The 15392-nt window shown below is 70.2% G+C and carries 17 protein-coding genes; 5 read left to right on the top strand and 12 right to left on the bottom strand.

Features of this window, described 5'->3' with window-relative positions:
- Positions 1-9: 9 nt before the first annotated feature.
- The 9 genes from LFM09_RS29650 to LFM09_RS29610 form a co-directional block, all read right to left on the bottom strand.
- Positions 10-894 carry a type II secretion system F family protein gene (locus LFM09_RS29650; protein WP_414099869.1) on the bottom strand — a complete coding sequence of 295 codons (885 nt, stop codon included), beginning with the start codon at positions 892-894 and terminating at the stop codon, positions 10-12.
- Position 895: 1 nt separating this feature from the next.
- Positions 896-2509, bottom strand: a complete 1614-nt coding sequence (locus LFM09_RS29645; protein WP_414099868.1) for a VWA domain-containing protein — start codon at positions 2507-2509, stop codon at positions 896-898.
- A complete protein-coding gene (locus tag LFM09_RS29640) occupies positions 2506-3858 on the bottom strand; it encodes a CpaF family protein (protein ID WP_414099867.1) in 1353 nt (450 codons plus the stop codon). The genes LFM09_RS29645 and LFM09_RS29640 overlap by 4 nt, the downstream gene beginning before the upstream one ends.
- The gene (locus LFM09_RS29635; RefSeq protein WP_414099866.1) at positions 3855-5006 is read right to left on the bottom strand and encodes an AAA family ATPase; all 1152 of its coding nucleotides are present in this window, start codon (positions 5004-5006) and stop codon (positions 3855-3857) included. The genes LFM09_RS29640 and LFM09_RS29635 overlap by 4 nt, the downstream gene beginning before the upstream one ends.
- 8 nt (positions 5007-5014) lie before the next feature.
- Positions 5015-5764 (bottom strand): Flp pilus assembly protein CpaB, encoded by a 750-nt coding sequence (gene cpaB, locus LFM09_RS29630; protein WP_414099865.1) that lies wholly within the window; start codon positions 5762-5764, stop codon positions 5015-5017.
- 16 nt (positions 5765-5780) lie between these two features.
- Positions 5781-6863, bottom strand: coding sequence for a TadE/TadG family type IV pilus assembly protein (locus LFM09_RS29625; protein WP_414099864.1), 1083 nt, complete (start codon positions 6861-6863; stop codon positions 5781-5783).
- Complete coding sequence (locus tag LFM09_RS29620; RefSeq protein WP_414099863.1) at positions 6851-7255, bottom strand: TadE/TadG family type IV pilus assembly protein; 405 nt, start codon at positions 7253-7255, stop codon at positions 6851-6853. The genes LFM09_RS29625 and LFM09_RS29620 overlap by 13 nt, the downstream gene beginning before the upstream one ends.
- A 64-nt stretch (positions 7256-7319) precedes the next feature.
- The gene (locus LFM09_RS29615) at positions 7320-7478 is read right to left on the bottom strand and encodes a Flp family type IVb pilin (protein WP_414099862.1); all 159 of its coding nucleotides are present in this window, start codon (positions 7476-7478) and stop codon (positions 7320-7322) included.
- Positions 7478-7669: a Flp family type IVb pilin gene (locus LFM09_RS29610; protein ID WP_414099861.1), complete on the bottom strand. Its 192-nt coding sequence runs from the start codon at positions 7667-7669 to the stop codon at positions 7478-7480. Before LFM09_RS29610 ends, LFM09_RS29615 begins: the two co-directional genes overlap by 1 nt.
- 205 nt (positions 7670-7874) lie before the next feature.
- On the opposite strand from LFM09_RS29610, the gene LFM09_RS29605 reads away from it, so the two are divergent.
- From LFM09_RS29605 to LFM09_RS29585, 5 genes are all read left to right on the top strand, one after another.
- On the top strand, positions 7875-8483 hold the full coding sequence (locus tag LFM09_RS29605; RefSeq protein WP_414099860.1) for a prepilin peptidase: 609 nt from the start codon (positions 7875-7877) through the stop codon (positions 8481-8483).
- A 98-nt stretch (positions 8484-8581) separates the two neighbouring features.
- Positions 8582-9880: an O-antigen ligase family protein gene (locus LFM09_RS29600; RefSeq protein ID WP_414099859.1), complete on the top strand. Its 1299-nt coding sequence runs from the start codon at positions 8582-8584 to the stop codon at positions 9878-9880.
- Positions 9877-10302 carry a hypothetical protein gene (locus LFM09_RS29595; RefSeq protein WP_414099858.1) on the top strand — a complete coding sequence of 142 codons (426 nt, stop codon included), beginning with the start codon at positions 9877-9879 and terminating at the stop codon, positions 10300-10302. Before LFM09_RS29600 ends, LFM09_RS29595 begins: the two co-directional genes overlap by 4 nt.
- Before the next feature lie 101 nt (positions 10303-10403).
- Positions 10404-10832 carry a hypothetical protein gene (locus tag LFM09_RS29590; RefSeq protein WP_414099857.1) on the top strand — a complete coding sequence of 143 codons (429 nt, stop codon included), beginning with the start codon at positions 10404-10406 and terminating at the stop codon, positions 10830-10832.
- A gap of 11 nt (positions 10833-10843) precedes the next feature.
- Positions 10844-11278: a hypothetical protein gene (locus LFM09_RS29585; protein WP_414099856.1), complete on the top strand. Its 435-nt coding sequence runs from the start codon at positions 10844-10846 to the stop codon at positions 11276-11278.
- Between the two features lie 15 nt (positions 11279-11293).
- On the opposite strand, the gene LFM09_RS29580 is transcribed toward LFM09_RS29585, so the two are convergent.
- The 3 genes from LFM09_RS29580 to LFM09_RS29570 are packed head-to-tail and all read right to left on the bottom strand — an operon-like array spanning position 11294 to position 15161.
- Positions 11294-12172, bottom strand: coding sequence for an alpha/beta fold hydrolase (locus LFM09_RS29580; RefSeq protein ID WP_414099855.1), 879 nt, complete (start codon positions 12170-12172; stop codon positions 11294-11296).
- Positions 12173-12180: 8 nt separating this feature from the next.
- Positions 12181-13515, bottom strand: coding sequence for a hypothetical protein (locus LFM09_RS29575; protein ID WP_414099854.1), 1335 nt, complete (start codon positions 13513-13515; stop codon positions 12181-12183).
- A gap of 5 nt (positions 13516-13520) precedes the next feature.
- The gene (locus tag LFM09_RS29570) at positions 13521-15161 is read right to left on the bottom strand and encodes a DEAD/DEAH box helicase (RefSeq protein WP_414099853.1); all 1641 of its coding nucleotides are present in this window, start codon (positions 15159-15161) and stop codon (positions 13521-13523) included.
- Positions 15162-15392: the final 231 nt, after the last annotated feature.

Genomic DNA, 15392 nt, shown 5'->3' with positions numbered 1-15392 from the left:
CGCACCGCGTCAGAGGTTCATCAGCACGCGGGCGATGCTGATCGCCCCAGGCCCGATGATGACCACGAACATCGCCGGGAACAGGCACACGACCAGCGGGAACAGGATCTTCACCGGCACCTTCTGGGCCTGCTCCTCGGCCCGTTGCCGCCGCCGCACCCGCATCTCGCGGGCCTGTTCGCGCAGCACCGAGGCGATCGGCACGCCCAGCTCGCCCGCCTGGGCCAGGGCCGAGACGAACGCGCGCAGCTCCCCGACGGTCGTGCGGTCGGTCAGGGCGCGCAGGGCCTGGTTGCGCGACTTGCCGATCTGCATCTCCTGCAGCACGCGGGCGCACTCCTGGGCCAGCGGGCCGCGAGTGTTGCGGGCGACCTGGGCGAGGGCCGCGTCGAAGCCGAGGCCGGCCTCGACGCAGACGGTCAGCATGTCCAGGGCGTCGGGGAGGGCCCGGCGGATCTTCTCCTGGCGTTTCTGGCCCGCGTTGAGCAGCAGCAGGTCGGGCAGGAAGAAGCCGAAGACCGCGCCCACGGCCAGGCCCACCACCAGCCAGCCGACCGATTGGAAGCCGATCAGGGCACCCAACCCGCCGCCCAGCAGCAACCCCAGGCCTTTGGCTGCGAGGATGCGGTCCGGGGTCCAGGTCGGCGGGTTGCCGGCCAGGTCGAGGCGGTGCTGCAGGCGGAAGGCGATGCCGGCGGGCGACAGGCGCAGGGCCAGCGAACGCAGCCAGCCCGGTGAAGAAGACGAAGCAGGGCCTGAGACGACGGCCGCCGAGTAGCTGGACTCGATCAGCGCCAGGGAACCGGCGGCGGTGACGTTGGGACGCAGCAGCAGCGCGATCACGCCCAGCGTCACGGCGAGCAGAAGGCAGGCGACCCCGAACAGAAGCACCATGTCACACCTCCACGCGCACGAGCTTGCGCATCCAGAACGAGCCGATGACCAGCAGCACGAACGCCGCCGCGAGCATCACGATGCCCAGCAGCGTGGTGTAGAGCGGCCGCATGTAGTCCGCGCGCAGCCAGAACAGGAACCCCGCCAGGGCGATCGGCAGGCAGACCAGCACGTAGGCCGACAGGCGGCCCTCCGCGGACAGCGCGCGGACGTGGCGCCGGGTCTGGGCTCGTTCGCGCATCGTGACGACGGTGTTCATCAGGACCTCGGCGAGGTTGCCGCCGACCTGGCGTTGGATGCGCACGGCCATCACGACCCACGCCAGGTCGGCGCTCTGCATCCGGAAGGCGACGCGGTCCAGCGCGTCCTCCAGTTCGGCACCGATCCGGGTGGCGGCCAGGGCGCGGGAGAACTCACCGGCGGTGGGCTGGGTGTCGTCCCGCACCACCGCGTCGACCGACTGGGCCAGCGAGAAACCCGAGCGCAGCGAGCTCGCGATCAGCTGCAGCACGTCGGGGAGCTGGTCGGCGAACGCGGCCCGGCGCTTCGAGGTCTTCACCCGCAGGTAGACCCAGGTGACGGCCCAGCCGACCAGGAGGCCCACCGGCACGCCGATCCACCAGGTCGTCAGCAGGCTCAGCACCGCGGCGAGCACGGCGGAACCGCACAACCGCAGCAGCGTCCACTCGGCCGGGCCCGCCTTCAGGCCGGCCAGGTCCAGCCGGTCCGCGATCCGGGCGGCCCGCTCGGGGCTGAGCACCTGGGCGGTCCACGCGACCGCGGTCTGCGCGGCCTGACTTTCTTCCTGCACAACGGGTTCGCGCGGACCGTAGTGGTCGAGGTGCTGCTCCAGTCTGCGGCGCGCGGCCGAACGCCGTGGCGACAGCACCAGGTACACGATCAGGAACAACAGCAGGAACGTGCCGGCGACGAGCGCCCAGGTCTGCCAGTTCGGCCCCGGTGCGGCAACAACAGGAACGGCAACCGGTGCGGGGGCGGGAGCGGCGGACGTCGCCACCGGAGACGGCGGCACCGACGAAGGCACGGCGAGCGCGGCGAACGCGGCGGCCAGAGCGGCGGCGTCGGAAGCGGTCAGCAACCGTCCACCGGCCGCGGCTGCGATGCGGCGCAAGGCGTCGTCGCTGTACTGGAAACCGATCACATCGGTCGGCACACCGGCAGACGCGACAGCCGAGACAGCAGCGTCCACAGTGGAGCGCGAGACCGTGTCCTCGCCGTCCGAAACGATCACCATCCGGCGCTCGGAGATCCCCTGCAGAGCCGACAACCCGACCGGAACCGCGTCGAACAACGACGTGTCGCCCTTGGCCTGCAAGCGGTCCAGGGCACCGACCAGGGCACCGCGGTCGGCGGTGGGAGCCAGCACCAGCGAAGGCGTAGAGGAGAACGCCACCAGACCGACCTGCACGTCCGCGGGCAACGAGCCGACGTAGGTGGCAATCGCCTGCCGCGCAACGACGATCCGATCCGGCGCCATCGAGCCGCTGGTGTCGAGCAGCACCACCACCCCGCGAGATGGTGCGGCAAGAGCGGCAACGCAGGACAGCAACGTCAGCAGAGCGCCGACCAGGAACCCGATGAGAACCCGAGTCATCGCGGACCACCCCCGAACAGGTGCGGTGGAACGTCGATCCCGCGGTCCCGCAGCCGCTCCACGAAGTGCGGCCGCAACCCGGTCGACTGCAACGACCCGCGGTAGTACCCGCGCTCGTCGACGCCCGCGTGGAAGTCGAACAGGAAGAGGTCCTGCAGCGTCACGATCTCGCCCTCCATCCCGATGACCTCGGTGATGTGGGTGATCCGCCGCGTGCCGTCCTTCAACCGGGACTGGTGCACGATCACGTCGATCGCGGACGCCATCTGCTCGCGGATCGCCCGCGCCGGCAGGTCGACGCCGGCCATCAGCACCATGGTCTCCAGGCGGGACAACGAGTCTCGCGGCGAGTTCGAGTGCACGGTGGTGATCGAGCCGTCGTGGCCGGTGTTCATCGCCTGCAGCATGTCCAGCGCGGCACCGTCGCGGACCTCGCCGACGATGATCCGGTCGGGCCGCATGCGCAGCGCGTTGCGCACCAGGTCCCGCACGGCCACCTCACCGCGCGACTCCACGTTCGGCGGCCGGGCTTCCAGGCGCAGCACGTGGTCCTGGCGCAGCTGGAGCTCGGCGGCGTCCTCGATGGTGACGATGCGTTCGTCCGGCGGAACGAACGACGACAGCACGTTCAACGACGTCGTCTTGCCGGAGCCCGTGCCGCCGCCGATCAGCACGTTCAACCGCCCGTGCACGCAGGCCTGCAGCACCCACGCGGTCACCGGCGTCAGCGTGCCGAAACCGACCAGGTCGTCGACCGTGAACGGGTCGCTGGCGAACTTGCGGATCGTCAGCACCGAGCCGTCCAGCGCGATGGGCGGCACGACGGCGTTGACGCGGCTGCCGTCGGGCAGGCGGGCGTCGACCATGGGCGAGGCCTCGTCGACCCGGCGGCCGACCTTGGCGACGATCTTGTCGATCGTGCGGCGCAGGTGCGACTCGTCCGCGAACGCCACGGGCACCGGTTCCAGGCGGCCGGCGCGTTCCACGTAGACCTGGTCGAAGCCGTTGACCATGATCTCGGAGACGCTCGGGTCGCGCAGGTAGGGCTCCAGCGGGCCGTGGCCGAGGATCTCGTCCGAGACCTCCTGCGCCACGCGGGCGCGGTCGGCGTTGGTCAACGGCGTCTCGTCGCGCTCCAGCACCGCCTGCAACGTCTGGCGCACACGGGCTTCGAGCTCCCGCTGGTCCAGGTGGGCGTCGTAGAGCTTGGGGCCCAGCGTTTCCAGCAAGGCCGTGTGCACGCTGCGCTTCACCTCGGCGAACGGGTCCGCGGCGCGGGCCTGGCGCCGCAGCACCGGGGTCGGCGACGCCGATTCCCGTTGCGCGGCAATGCGGTTGGCCAGGCTCATCGGAACCACCTCTTCGAGGTCTTCGCCGCGACGACCGGCTCGGCCAGCACGTGCTCGGCGGCGAACCGGGTGATGGCCTCGCTGACCGGGTGCTTCGGCAGGTCGAGGACGATCGGGTTGCCCTTGTTGACCGAGATCGGCACGTCCCGGCTGGACGGCACGTGTGCGCGGATGTCGTTGCGCACCACGCGTTCGATGTCGTCCATCGACAGACCGACCTTGGCGTCGGAGCGGTTGAGCACGATCGACCGGATGTCGTGCGCGTAGGACAGCAGGTCCAGCATGTCCAGCGTCACGCGGAGGTTCTTCAACGCGGGCACGTCCGGCGTGGTCAGCAGGACGTGGTGGTGCGAGGAGTCCATCGCCGCCAGCACGTGCTCGCTGAACGCGGACGGCGTGTCGACCACGACGAAGTCGAACATCGTCGGCAGCACCGCGAGCAGCTCGCTGACCAGACCGGCGGGAATCCGTTCCGCGTCACCGGGTTCGACCGGCGCGAGCAGTGCGCTGAGCCCCGGCCGGCACGCCGTGAGCAGCGACGACGCGCCCGCGACGTCGACGTGGCCGAGCATCCCGAGCCCGTGCACGATCGTGCGGACCGGCTCGACCCGCAGGCAGATCCCGACGTCACCGAACGCCAGGTCGAGGTCGACCAGGCAGACCGACCGCTCGCCACCGGCCGCGAGCACCGCGGCCAGGTTCACCGCGAGGGTCGTCTTGCCGCACCCGCCCTTCGCGGCGAACACGGTGACCACCTGGCCCTGCCTGCCGTCCTGGCGCGGTTGCGGTACCCCGCTGACCTGCGCCGACAGTGCTCGCGACCGCGCGCAGGCATCGGTGAGTGCAGGAAGGTCGTCCCGCGCAACGACTTCGCGAACGCCGTCGCGCAAGGCTCGCGTCAGCACGGCGACGTCGAGCACGTCCCGCAGCAGCACAACGCCGACCGCGGGCCGTTCGAGGCGCAACGACGAGGCGAAGGTCAGCGCGACGTCGAGATCGATCGACGCACCCACGACGACGAGCGTTTCCATCGGGTCCGAGGCGAGCAGCCGCGCCGCCTCGTCGAGCGTGGCGGCGGAGCGGACGTCGCCGCCGACCACGGGGGAGAGGTGTCCGGCACGGGCGGCCGGGTCGCACAGGATCGTCATGGCACGCCTCAGTTTCCGAACAGGGTGCGGTTGTCGACGCCGTTGCCCGGCGTGACCTCGGACTTGCCGCCGAGCAGCGCGAAGTAGAGCGTTCCGGTCTGCTGGCCGTGGATGAGCTTCTCGGCGTCGGCCTGCTTCACCGCGACCGTGACGATCGCCTTGCCGATGTCGCCGTCCTCGGCGGCCTTCTTCTCGTCGACGACCGAGAGCACCTCGACGGAGCCGAGCAGCAGGCGGGTGGACTGGTTGTGCTCGTAGTTCTTGGAGAGACCGTCACCGGCCGGGGTGTTGCCCTTGCCCTCCATCACGGTGAAGGTGTCGAAGATCGCGACCTTCGAGCCCTTCTGGATGAGTCCGCCGGCGCGTTGCCACGCCTCGGTCGGCACGGTCACCGCGATCATCCCGTCGGGGATCGAGATGCCCTTGGCCAGCGAGGCCTCCTCGGTGAACATCGCCTTGGTGAGCAGCTGGCCCTCGGCGACCTCCGACGACGTCACGAGGTCCACCACGGACGAGTCCACGGAGGACAGCGTGTTCTCCGGCACGCTGCTCTTGGGCATCCGTTGCTGTTCCACGAGGTCTGCCAGTGCGTCACCGGCGGTACCGGCCGGGATGCGGTCCTTCGCGACGAGCACGGTGACGGCCTGTTGGCCCTCGATCGCGCGCGTGTCGGCGCTGCGGACGTAGAGGAACACCCCGGCGCTGCCGACGAGGGCCAGCAGCACCGCCAGGATGACGATGATCGCGCGGTTGTTCATGACGACTCCTGGGATTTCAGCCGGTGAGCTGGACGATGCGGGCACCGAGATCGGGGCCGCCGATGGTGCCGGTGTTGGGCATGAGGCCCTGGACGAAGTAGCCGGCGACGCACTTGTCCGAGCCCTTGCACTCGTTCTTGTTCGTCAGCCAGTCCTTCTCCGAGGCGCCGGGCAGCCAGTACCCGGTGACGACGAAGCCCGCGAACCCGGCCAGCGTGTACGTGCCACCGGTGCCGGTGCCGGTGACCTTCGTGTAGATCGGGAAGTACACGGGCTTGCGCGACGTGTACGCGTTGGCCAGTGCGGTCTTGCAGTCGTTGCCGGCGGAGGCGCCGGTGTCCGCGCTGTAGGTGTTGTTGTTGATCAGCACCGAGCAGTCGGAACCGGTGTCGTCGACCCAGCCGAACATGCCTGGACCGTCCGAACCGGACGGACCGGCCGGGCAGGTCGTGCCGCTCGTGGTGTGCAGCTTGAGCAGGCGCCACACGGAGAGCGGTGGCGTGGCCGGCGGTGTCGGGCCGAACGAGGTGCCGCCAGAGGTCGCCTCGTTCCACTCGCACCACGAGATCGTCATCGCCATCGTGGTCGCGGTCTTCGGCGGACCCCACGTGGCACGGGCGCAGGCCGCGACCTGCGTGCCCTCGTAGCCGCTGTTGCCGGCCAGCGTGCGGGCGAACGCGGGCGGCAGCAGCGTGTCGCCGCCGGCGGTCTGCGTCGAGGTGTGCACGTCCACGTACTTGGTGCCGGTGGCGGGTTTGGCCGGGCAGTCCGTGATCGCGCCGCTCGACGCCGAGCACGAGGACAGCACGCCGTGGCCGTCGTACCCGCAGACTTCGTCCACAGTGGACACGCCGTCCTTGGCGTTGTGGTTCGCGTAGTAGTTGGCCTTGTTGACCAGGCAGGTGGACGCGCCGGTCGCACAGCCGCGGGCGACGGCGAGCGCACCCGCGTCGGCGCCGTTCTGCAGCTCGGCCCGCTCCTGGTAGATCATGCCGACGTCGACCACGATCGCGCCCATGCCCAGCAGCACGCCGAAGCCGAGCAGGATGCCGATCAGCACGCCCATCGCGCCGCGATCGTCTGTTCTCAACCTTCGCACGGCATGACTCCCTTGGCGCTCAGAGTGATCGGGCCGCCGAAGCCACCGCCGCCGAGCATTCCGGCGAGGCTGCCGACCGGTGTCACGAAGGTGAACGAGTAGGTGGCTTCGACCTCGGCGCTGTCGCCCGAGGACGACGGGGACGCGGGGCAGGCGTCGACCGTGACACCGACACCGGTGAGCCCGACGGCGGCGTTCTGCGTGCGCGTCGCGGGGTTGGGTTGCTTCAACGCGGCGACCCGGACGCCTTCACGGGCGGCCTGGGTCAGCGTGATCTGGGCGTGCAGCGCACGCCCGAAGTCGACGATGCCCATCACCAGGACCAGCAGGATCGGCATCAGCAGAGCGACTTCGACAGCGGTCGCGCCGCCATCGCGAGCCTTGTTCGTCATGACCGCTCCGAAGAAAGGTGCGCGGCCGGCGGAGGGGATCGCCGGCCGCGCGGGACAGGAGACTTCAGCCATCGATGACGTCGGCGACGAGCTCGAACATGGCAGCCATGTTCTCGCCGACCGCGGTGATGGCCACGAGTGCGGCGACCGCGATCAACGCCAGCATGAGGCCGTACTCGACGGCACTGGCGCCGCAGTCTGGATCACGCCGACGCTTCGTCACTACAGCGCGTTCGCGATCTGTTCGAACAGGGCGGCGAGGTTGGTGCCGAGCAGGGTCACCATGGCGATGATCGCGATGGCGATGAGGGCGACCATCAGGCCGTACTCGACGGCCGTGGCGCCGCGGTCGTCGTCTTCGCGCTTCACGCTGCGGGTGAGGAACGTCTGCACGTAGCTGATGAAGGTGAGCATGGTGGTCTCCTGTGGGAAGGAATCCGATTTCTGGACGCCGCAACTCTGCGTGATCGCCAAAGGGGTTCGGTATCGGACGAAGAGGTGTAACGAAGGTGCACTTCGGGGGACATGTCGGTCGATCGGGGGACAAGCTGTCGGCCCGTCGGTCGGACTTGTCGTCGTGACGTTCCGTTGACCTCGCGCGCGACCTAACGTCTGCCGCATGACTCTTCTCTGGGCCGTGGGCGGCGCTGTTGGAGGACTCGCATCCGGCGTCGCACTGCGCGACCTGGTCAACCGGTTCACCCGCACCGGCATCGCGTTGCCGCTGGTGTCGGCGGTCGTGCTGGCCGTCCTCGCGATCAAGTTCGCGGGCTCGGTGGAGATCCTCGCGTTCGCCTGCCTCGGCGCGCTCGGGGTTGCTCTGGCGTTCATCGACACGGCCGTGCGCCGGCTTCCGGACGTGCTGACGCTGCCCGCGTACCCGGCGGTCCTGATCTTGCTGACCGTCGCCGCGCTGACGGGCGGCACGATCGGCGCGCTCGGCCGGGCGGTGCTCGGCGGGCTGCTGCTCGCGTTCGTCTACCGGGTGCTGGAGTTCATCAACCCGGCCGGGATGGGCTACGGAGACGTGAAGCTGTCCGGTGTCATCGGGATGGCGCTCGCCTGGCTGGGCTGGCCGGTGCTGCTGCTGGGCGCCGCACTGGCGTTCGTCCTGTCGGCCGTCGTGTCGTTGGTGCTGCTGGCTCTTCGGCGGATCACGCTGAAGAGCTCGTTGCCGTTCGGGCCGTTCATGTTGCTCGGAGCGTTCACCGCCGTGTTGCTCAGCTGACCGGACTCCGCACTTCCGCCGCGCGTCCCCCTGGCCCTACAGTGTGCTCTCGATCCGCTTGGGGAGGCGGGTGCGAAGGCTGGGGGAAGCCGATGGTCGTGGGGGATGTCGTTGGCGCGCGCCGGGAATCGGTCGCGTTGCCGGTGCCGAGTCTGCTGGTGGTCGCGGGGTTCGCCGCGGCCGTGGTCGCGCAGGGCGGGTACTACCTGCCGGGCCGGGTGCTGTCCGGGTTGCTGGTCGGGGTGGCGCTGGTGCTCGCGCGCCCGCGGCCGAACCTCCTTGCGGCACTTGGAGGAACGCTCGCGTTGTGGGCGGTCGTGCGCGGGTTGCTCGAAGATGACGTGCTGTCCTCGCTGCCGACGGTGGCCGCGGTCGGGGTGTTCGTCGGCGCGGTTGTCGTTGCGGCACAGGCTGATCAGGCCGAACGGGAGCTGCTCGGCACCGTGGTGGTCGGGGTCGGGGCGCTCGTGGCGTTCACCGGGTGGGTGGCCGTGGCGTTCCGGGTGCCGGGCTGGACGACGGTCGCGGAAGGGTTGCTGCGCGCCGCGTCGACGTTGACCTACCCGAACGCGGCGGCCGCGGTGATGGCCGCCGCCGCGGTGTTGTCGCTGGTCCTGAGGTCGTCGCAGCTCACCTCGGTGATGAGCTTCCTGCTGTGCACCGGGATCGGCGCCACGATGAGCCGCGCCGGCGTGATCGCGCTGGCGGCGGGGTTGCTGGTGCTGTGCGTGTTCTGGGGTTTGCGGAAGACCGTGGTGGCTGCCGCGCCGCCGTTGCTCGGGGCTGTTGTCGCGGTGGGTGCGCTGCTGCCCGGGATGCGGGTGGCCGACGAGCCGCAGCAGCTGGTGGCGGTGGCCGGACTGGTCGCGGGTGCGCTGGTGGCGTTGGGTCTGCCCAGGCTGGGGCGGTTCGCGGTGCCGTTCGCTGGCTTGCTGGTCGCGGGCGGTGCGGTGGCGGTGTTCGCGTTCGCGGACCGGCTGGCTTCCCGGGTCTCGTTCAGCTCACCGGACCGCGCCGGGGCCACCGGTGCCGCGCTGGACCTGGTGTCGGTGCTCGGCGTCGGTCCGGGAAGAGGATCTTTTTTCTTCAACGGGGGCAACGAAGGCACCCGCTTCATGCGTTACGTGCACAACGAGTACCTCCAGGTGCTCGTCGAGCTGGGGGTCGTCGGGCTGGTGCTCGCGCTGGGGGTTGTCGGGGCCGTGCTGGTCGCCATGTGGAGAGGGCGCGGCACCTCGCTGTGGGCAGGGGCGATGGCTGCGGTCGTCGTCGTGCTGGTGCACAGCGGGTTCGACTTCCTGTGGCATCTGCCTGTCGTGCTCATCACCGCCGGCGTCTGCGCCGGTCTGGGGTTTCCGTCCACAAGGGACGGAATGAATGAGGGGACAGCAGCATGAAGAAGCTTTCCGGGGGCAAGGGATTGGCGATCGTGGCCGTCGCGGGTGGCGCGATCCTCGCGTCCGTCGCGCCGGTCATGGCGGACGTAGCGGCGCAGTCGCCCTCGCAGGCGCTGGTCAGAGTCGAGTCGCCCGCGAAGATCAAGGCGCTGGGTGCGGCCGTGGAGGTCAACGTGACCTACTCGTGCCCGGCCGGTGCGGCGGGGTACCTGTACCTGAACGTCAGCCAGACCGTCTTCGGCGGCGTGGCGACCGGCTCCGCGTCCAAGAACGTCGCGTGCACCGGCGGGTTCGAGATCGTCGCGGTGAGCGTGCAGGCGACGAACCGGGCGTTCCGCCTGGGCACGGCGTTCGCGAAGGGCGACCTGAACTCGTACCCGCACTTCGGTTCGCACGAGACCGAGATCAAGATCGGCATCTGAGCGGAGATTTCTCCGGTGCGGATGCAGCGTTAGCGGCCGCGTGACGCGTTCCCCGCTCAGTGAGCACCGCCAGGCGCTCGCTGAGCTGAGGGGACCAGTGCATGAGAAAGTTCTTCGGGGGCAAGGCTTTAGCTGTCGCGGCGGTCGTGAGTGGTGCTGTGCTCGCGTCCGTCGCGCCGGTGATGGCCGAGGACGGCGCCGACTCGCCGGCGAACCTCGCGGTGCGGCTGGAGCCGACGGCGAAGTGGCGGGCGTGGGGTGCGGCGATCGACGTCGAGGTCACCTACGCGTGCCCGGCGGGCAGCACGACGAGTGTGTTCGTGATGGTCAGCCAGGCCGTGCTGGGTGAGGTGGCCGTCGGCAGGGAGAGCAAGCCCGGCCAGCCGTGCACCGGCGGGTTCGAGACGACCACCGTCACCGTTCAGGCAGGCGGGCAGGCGTTCCGTTGGGGCGACGCGTACGGCACCGCTTCGATCTACCCACAGCAGGGCTACCTCGCGACCGACAGCGAACTCAGGATCGTCCCGTGAGGAGCACCGCCGTGAGGAAGTTCTTCAGAGGCAAGGCTTTGGCGATCATGGCCGTGGTGGGCGGGGCGGTGCTCGCCTCCATCGCCCCGGTGATGGCGGAGGTCAGCGCCGACTCGCCCTCGGCTCCGGCGGTGCGGCTGGAGTCGCCGGGGAAGCTCCTGGCCTCGGGTGCCGCGGTCAACGTCCCGATCACCTACACGTGCCCGGTGAACGACCGCGGCAGCGCCACGGTGAACGTGTACGTCACCCAGAACGTGCTGGGCGGCATCGCCTTCGGCTACAAGCAAAAGGTGCTGCCGTGCACCGGCCGCCCCGAGAAGGCCGCGGTGGCGGTCCTGGCCTACGAGGGCAAGGCGTTCCGTCCGGGTACCGCGTACGGGCGGCTCGTGCTGGCCACGTGGGACGGCCAGCCGGAGGACGAGCGCGAGTTCAAGATCGGCCTGTGAGGTGACCGGGCCTGGTTACGAGCTGAGCCAGGCCCGCCAGGTCGGCAGCAGCGTGGCGATGACCTCGTGCGGCGCCTCGGTGTTCGGCGAGTGCATCACGCCCGGCAGCACCGCGAAGTCCGCGTCCAGCCGCTCGGCCATGTCGCGCTGAGCGGCCGGGCTCCACGCGTCGTCCTGGTCGCCGCACACCACGAGGCACGGGATGCCGGACGACCGCAGCGACCGGGCCAGCTTGGCGACCTGGTCCGGTTCGTAGCGCAGGCCGTTGCCCATGCCGAGCAACGCGGCGGCGGGCGAGGACAGGAAGCGGTTGCGGTAGAAGTCCTTCAGCTCCTGCGGAAGGGCGGCGTACGCGGGGTTCTGCGCGGACCGCAGCTCGTTCAGCTTCTGAGTGCCCTCGACGCCCTGCTCGGCCAGCACGTGCTCACCGACCTCCAGCACCGTGCGGCGTTCGCCGGCAGGCAGCTCGGAGGGACCCGACGACATCAGCGTGAGACCGGCGATCGGAGCACCCGCGAACACCGCGGCGCGCGACACCAGGCCGCCGTAGGAGTGGCCGAGCAGCAGCACTTTCCGGCCGTCCGCGGCGATCTTCCCGATCAGCTCGGCGATCACCGACCCCAGCGGGCCGGGGCGGTAGAGCGCCTCGTCGTCCGGGCCCGCGGAGTCCTGCTGGCCCGGCAGGTCGATCGCGACGACCTCGAAACCGGCGTCCGCGATCGGGTCGATCATGGGCGCGAAGTCCTCTTTGGAACCCGTGTACCCCGGCACGAGCAGTGCCGTCGTGCGCAACGCGTCGTCACCCACGGCGGGCGCGCGCAGCCCCGCGATCGTGCCGTAGCGGCCCGGCAGGTCGATGCGCTGCGCCCGGTGCGGGCTGATCTGCGAGTACACGCCTCGAACTATCGCAGCGCGACCAGGGTTTCGCCACGCTGCTCGAGGACAACGGGACCCGCTGTGGCGAGTTGCACAGGGCCGGTGTGGCCTTCGCGGTTCACCCGGATCGTGCCCACGACCTCGCCCGTGGCCTGCTCGTACACCCGCAGGCCCTCCTTCACCGGGATGATCGCGCGGCCGGCGAGGGTGGTGCCCGCGCCGAGCGTGCCGTCGGCCGTCCACAGTGGAGTGAGCGTCTCCGCCGACAGCGAGATCGTCTTGGAGCCGGTGAACCAGAAGACGTTGGTCTTGGTCGCGAACGAGCGCGCGACGTGGTTCGGCGGCTCCACGAAGTCCGCCGTCGGCACGTCGATCGGCACCTCGGTGACCTGCGAGCCGGTCTCCGCGTCGAACACGACCAGGCGGCTCGGGTTCGGCATCGCCACCGCGACGAGCTTCTCCGTCACGGCCACGACCTGCGCGTTCTTCCCGCCGGTGAGGACGCTGGAGAACACCTTCGGCTCGTCGGACTTGTCCGGGTTCGGCTTGATCACCGAGATCCGGTCGGAGCTGTCGTCCGGGCAGCGCTCGATCAGCGCGAACCGGCCGGACGTCACCGCGACCGAGCCGTACGTGCAGCCGACCCGCGGCTGCTTGTTCGGGTTCACGATCGCTCGCAGGCCGCCGTACTCCAACGACCTGACCAGGTCGTTGCGCCGGTAGACCTCCATGAACTTCGTGCCGGTCGTGATCAGGTGCGAACCCTCGTTGAGCAGTGCCGTGCCCGGTTCCGCGTCGCCGTTGCGCTGCGCCCGCCGCTCGCCGCTGACGCCGTCGAGCGACGTCAGCTCGGAGCAGTTCGTGCCCTTCGAGTACAGGGCCATCGCGCGGCCCCAGGCCGTGCTCACCCGGCACAGCGGCAGGTCGTCGCGCCTGTACGTCCACCGCACGTCACCCGTCAGCGGGTCGCGCCCGTTGACCTCGCTGCCGTCGCCGGTGACCACCGTGGACGGCTTCTCCTCGCCGGTCTCCAAGACCTGCGTCTGCACGACCACGGGAGAGAGCGACGCGCCGCTCTTCGCGCGCCACACCTCGGCGAGCGACGGTGGCAGCGCGACGACCTCGGGGAGTTGCTCCCACGTCGTCGGCCCGGTGATCGACGTCGTGGCCCGCGCATCGCTGAACGCCCAGGTCAGCAAGGCCGCGACGACCGTGACGACCGCGATCAGCGCGACCGCGATGAAGTCGGCGCGGGTGCGCCACGACCGGGCGCGCGGACGCTCCTCGACGGGCTCAGGCGCGTGCGCGGGCTCGTCGAGGACGTCCTCGATGTCGGTGACGTCGGAACCGGGGGACGACATGGTGATCAGTCTGCCGAAGGAGCGGCCTGTTCGGCAGAGGAACGCCGACGCCGACGCCTGCGGGGCTTGTCCGAAGCCGGCTTGTCCGCTGCTTCGGGAGCCGACGTCTCCGCCTGCTGACCCTCGACCGGAACGCCGGACCGGCTGCGCGTGCGCGACCGGGTGCGCTTCGGCCTGGTCTCCTCGCTCGCCTCCGGAGCCGCCTGCTCGGAGCCGGTGCGGCCGGAGCCGCTGCCGGATCCGCTACGACGACGGCGCTTGCGCTTGCCGTTGTCGAGGTTCTCCTCCTCCTCGGCGGCCAGACCGGCACGCGTGCGGTGGCTCAGCGGCAGCCTGCCCGTGGAACCGGACGGAATGCCCAGGTCCTCGAACAGGTGGTCCGAGGTGGAGTAGGTCTCCATCGGCTCCGGCTGGCCCAGGTTGAGCAGCTCGTTGACCGACTGCCAGCGGGTCGTCTCGTCCCAGTCGACGAACGTGACGGCGACACCCTCGCGCCCGGCACGGCCCGTGCGGCCGATGCGGTGCACGTAGGTCTTCTCGTCCTCGGGGCACTGGTAGTTGATGACGTGCGTCACGTCGTCGATGTCGATGCCGCGCGCCGCGACGTCGGTGGCGACCAGCACGTCGACCTTGCCGCTGCGGAAAGCCCGCAGCGCCTTCTCGCGCGCGCCCTGGCCCAAGTCACCGTGCACGGCGGCCGCGGCGAACCCGCGTTCGGTCAGGTCGTCGGCGACCTTCTGCGCGGTCCGCTTGGTCCGCGCGAAGATCATCGACAGGCCGCGGTCGCGCGCCTGCAGCACGCGGGCCAGCATCTCCGGCTTGTCGAGCGAGTGCGCCCGGTAGACGAACTGCTTGGTGCGCTCGTGCGTCTGGCCGGCGTCGTTCTCCTCGGCGCGGATGTGCGTCGGCTGCGTCAGGAACGTGCGGGCCAGCGTGATGATCGGGCCCGGCATGGTCGCGCTGAACAGCATCGTCTGCCGCTTGTCGGGAACCATCGTCAGGATGCGCTCGATGTCGGGCAGGAAGCCCAGGTCGAGCATCTCGTCGGCCTCGTCCAGCACCAGCATCTGGACCTTGCCGAGCACCAGGTGGCGCTGTTCGGCCAGGTCGAGCAGGCGGCCCGGCGTGCCGATGACGACGTCGACGCCCTTGCGGAGCTGCGCGATCTGCCGCTCGTACGGGATGCCGCCGTAGATGGCGGCGACCTTCACGCCGAGGTGCTTCGAGGCGTCGGTCAGGTCGTGCGTGACCTGGAGACACAGCTCACGGGTGGGGACCACCACAAGTGCCTGCGGAGTGCCGTCGCCGGGCGTGTCGAGGCGGTGCAGCAGCGGCACGCCGAATCCGAGGGTCTTGCCGGTGCCGGTGCGCGCCTGGCCGATGACGTCGTCACCGGCGAGAGCGATGGGGAGCGTCAGCTCCTGGATGGCGAACGTGCGCTCGATGCCTGCTTCGCCGAGCGCCTTGACGATCTCGTTGCGGACTCCCAGCTCGGCGAACGTGGGGGAGTCGTTGCGCACCGGGGCGTCTGCCTGCAGCGGGTGCGACGTGTCTTCTACGGGGACGGTCTCGCTGTGTTCCAGGAGGACCGGGTCCAGATGTGCTTCTACTTCAGCGGTCAGGGTGATCAGCCTCTCTCGTACCAAGCGCGTACGAGCCCTGGCCGGGCCTCTCGACCGCGCTTCGGATCAGCTGCGGGAAAGGTGTACGCGCACCATTTCGTGCGCCTCGCGGCGGTTCGTCACACTCGTCACGCCGGGCGTCCGATGCCCATTCTACCTGGCGAGACGCATTTGACCACCTAGCGCGGCGATTCCGATCTTCGCCGGCCGCTCGCGGCGTTCCGCAGGACGCCTCGCGGCACCGCCCCCGCGCCC

This window comes from Lentzea alba (genome assembly GCF_047445655.1).
Classification (GTDB): Bacteria; Actinomycetota; Actinomycetes; order Mycobacteriales; family Pseudonocardiaceae; genus Lentzea; species Lentzea alba_A.
This window is presented reverse-complemented; position numbering and strand designations above follow the sequence as displayed.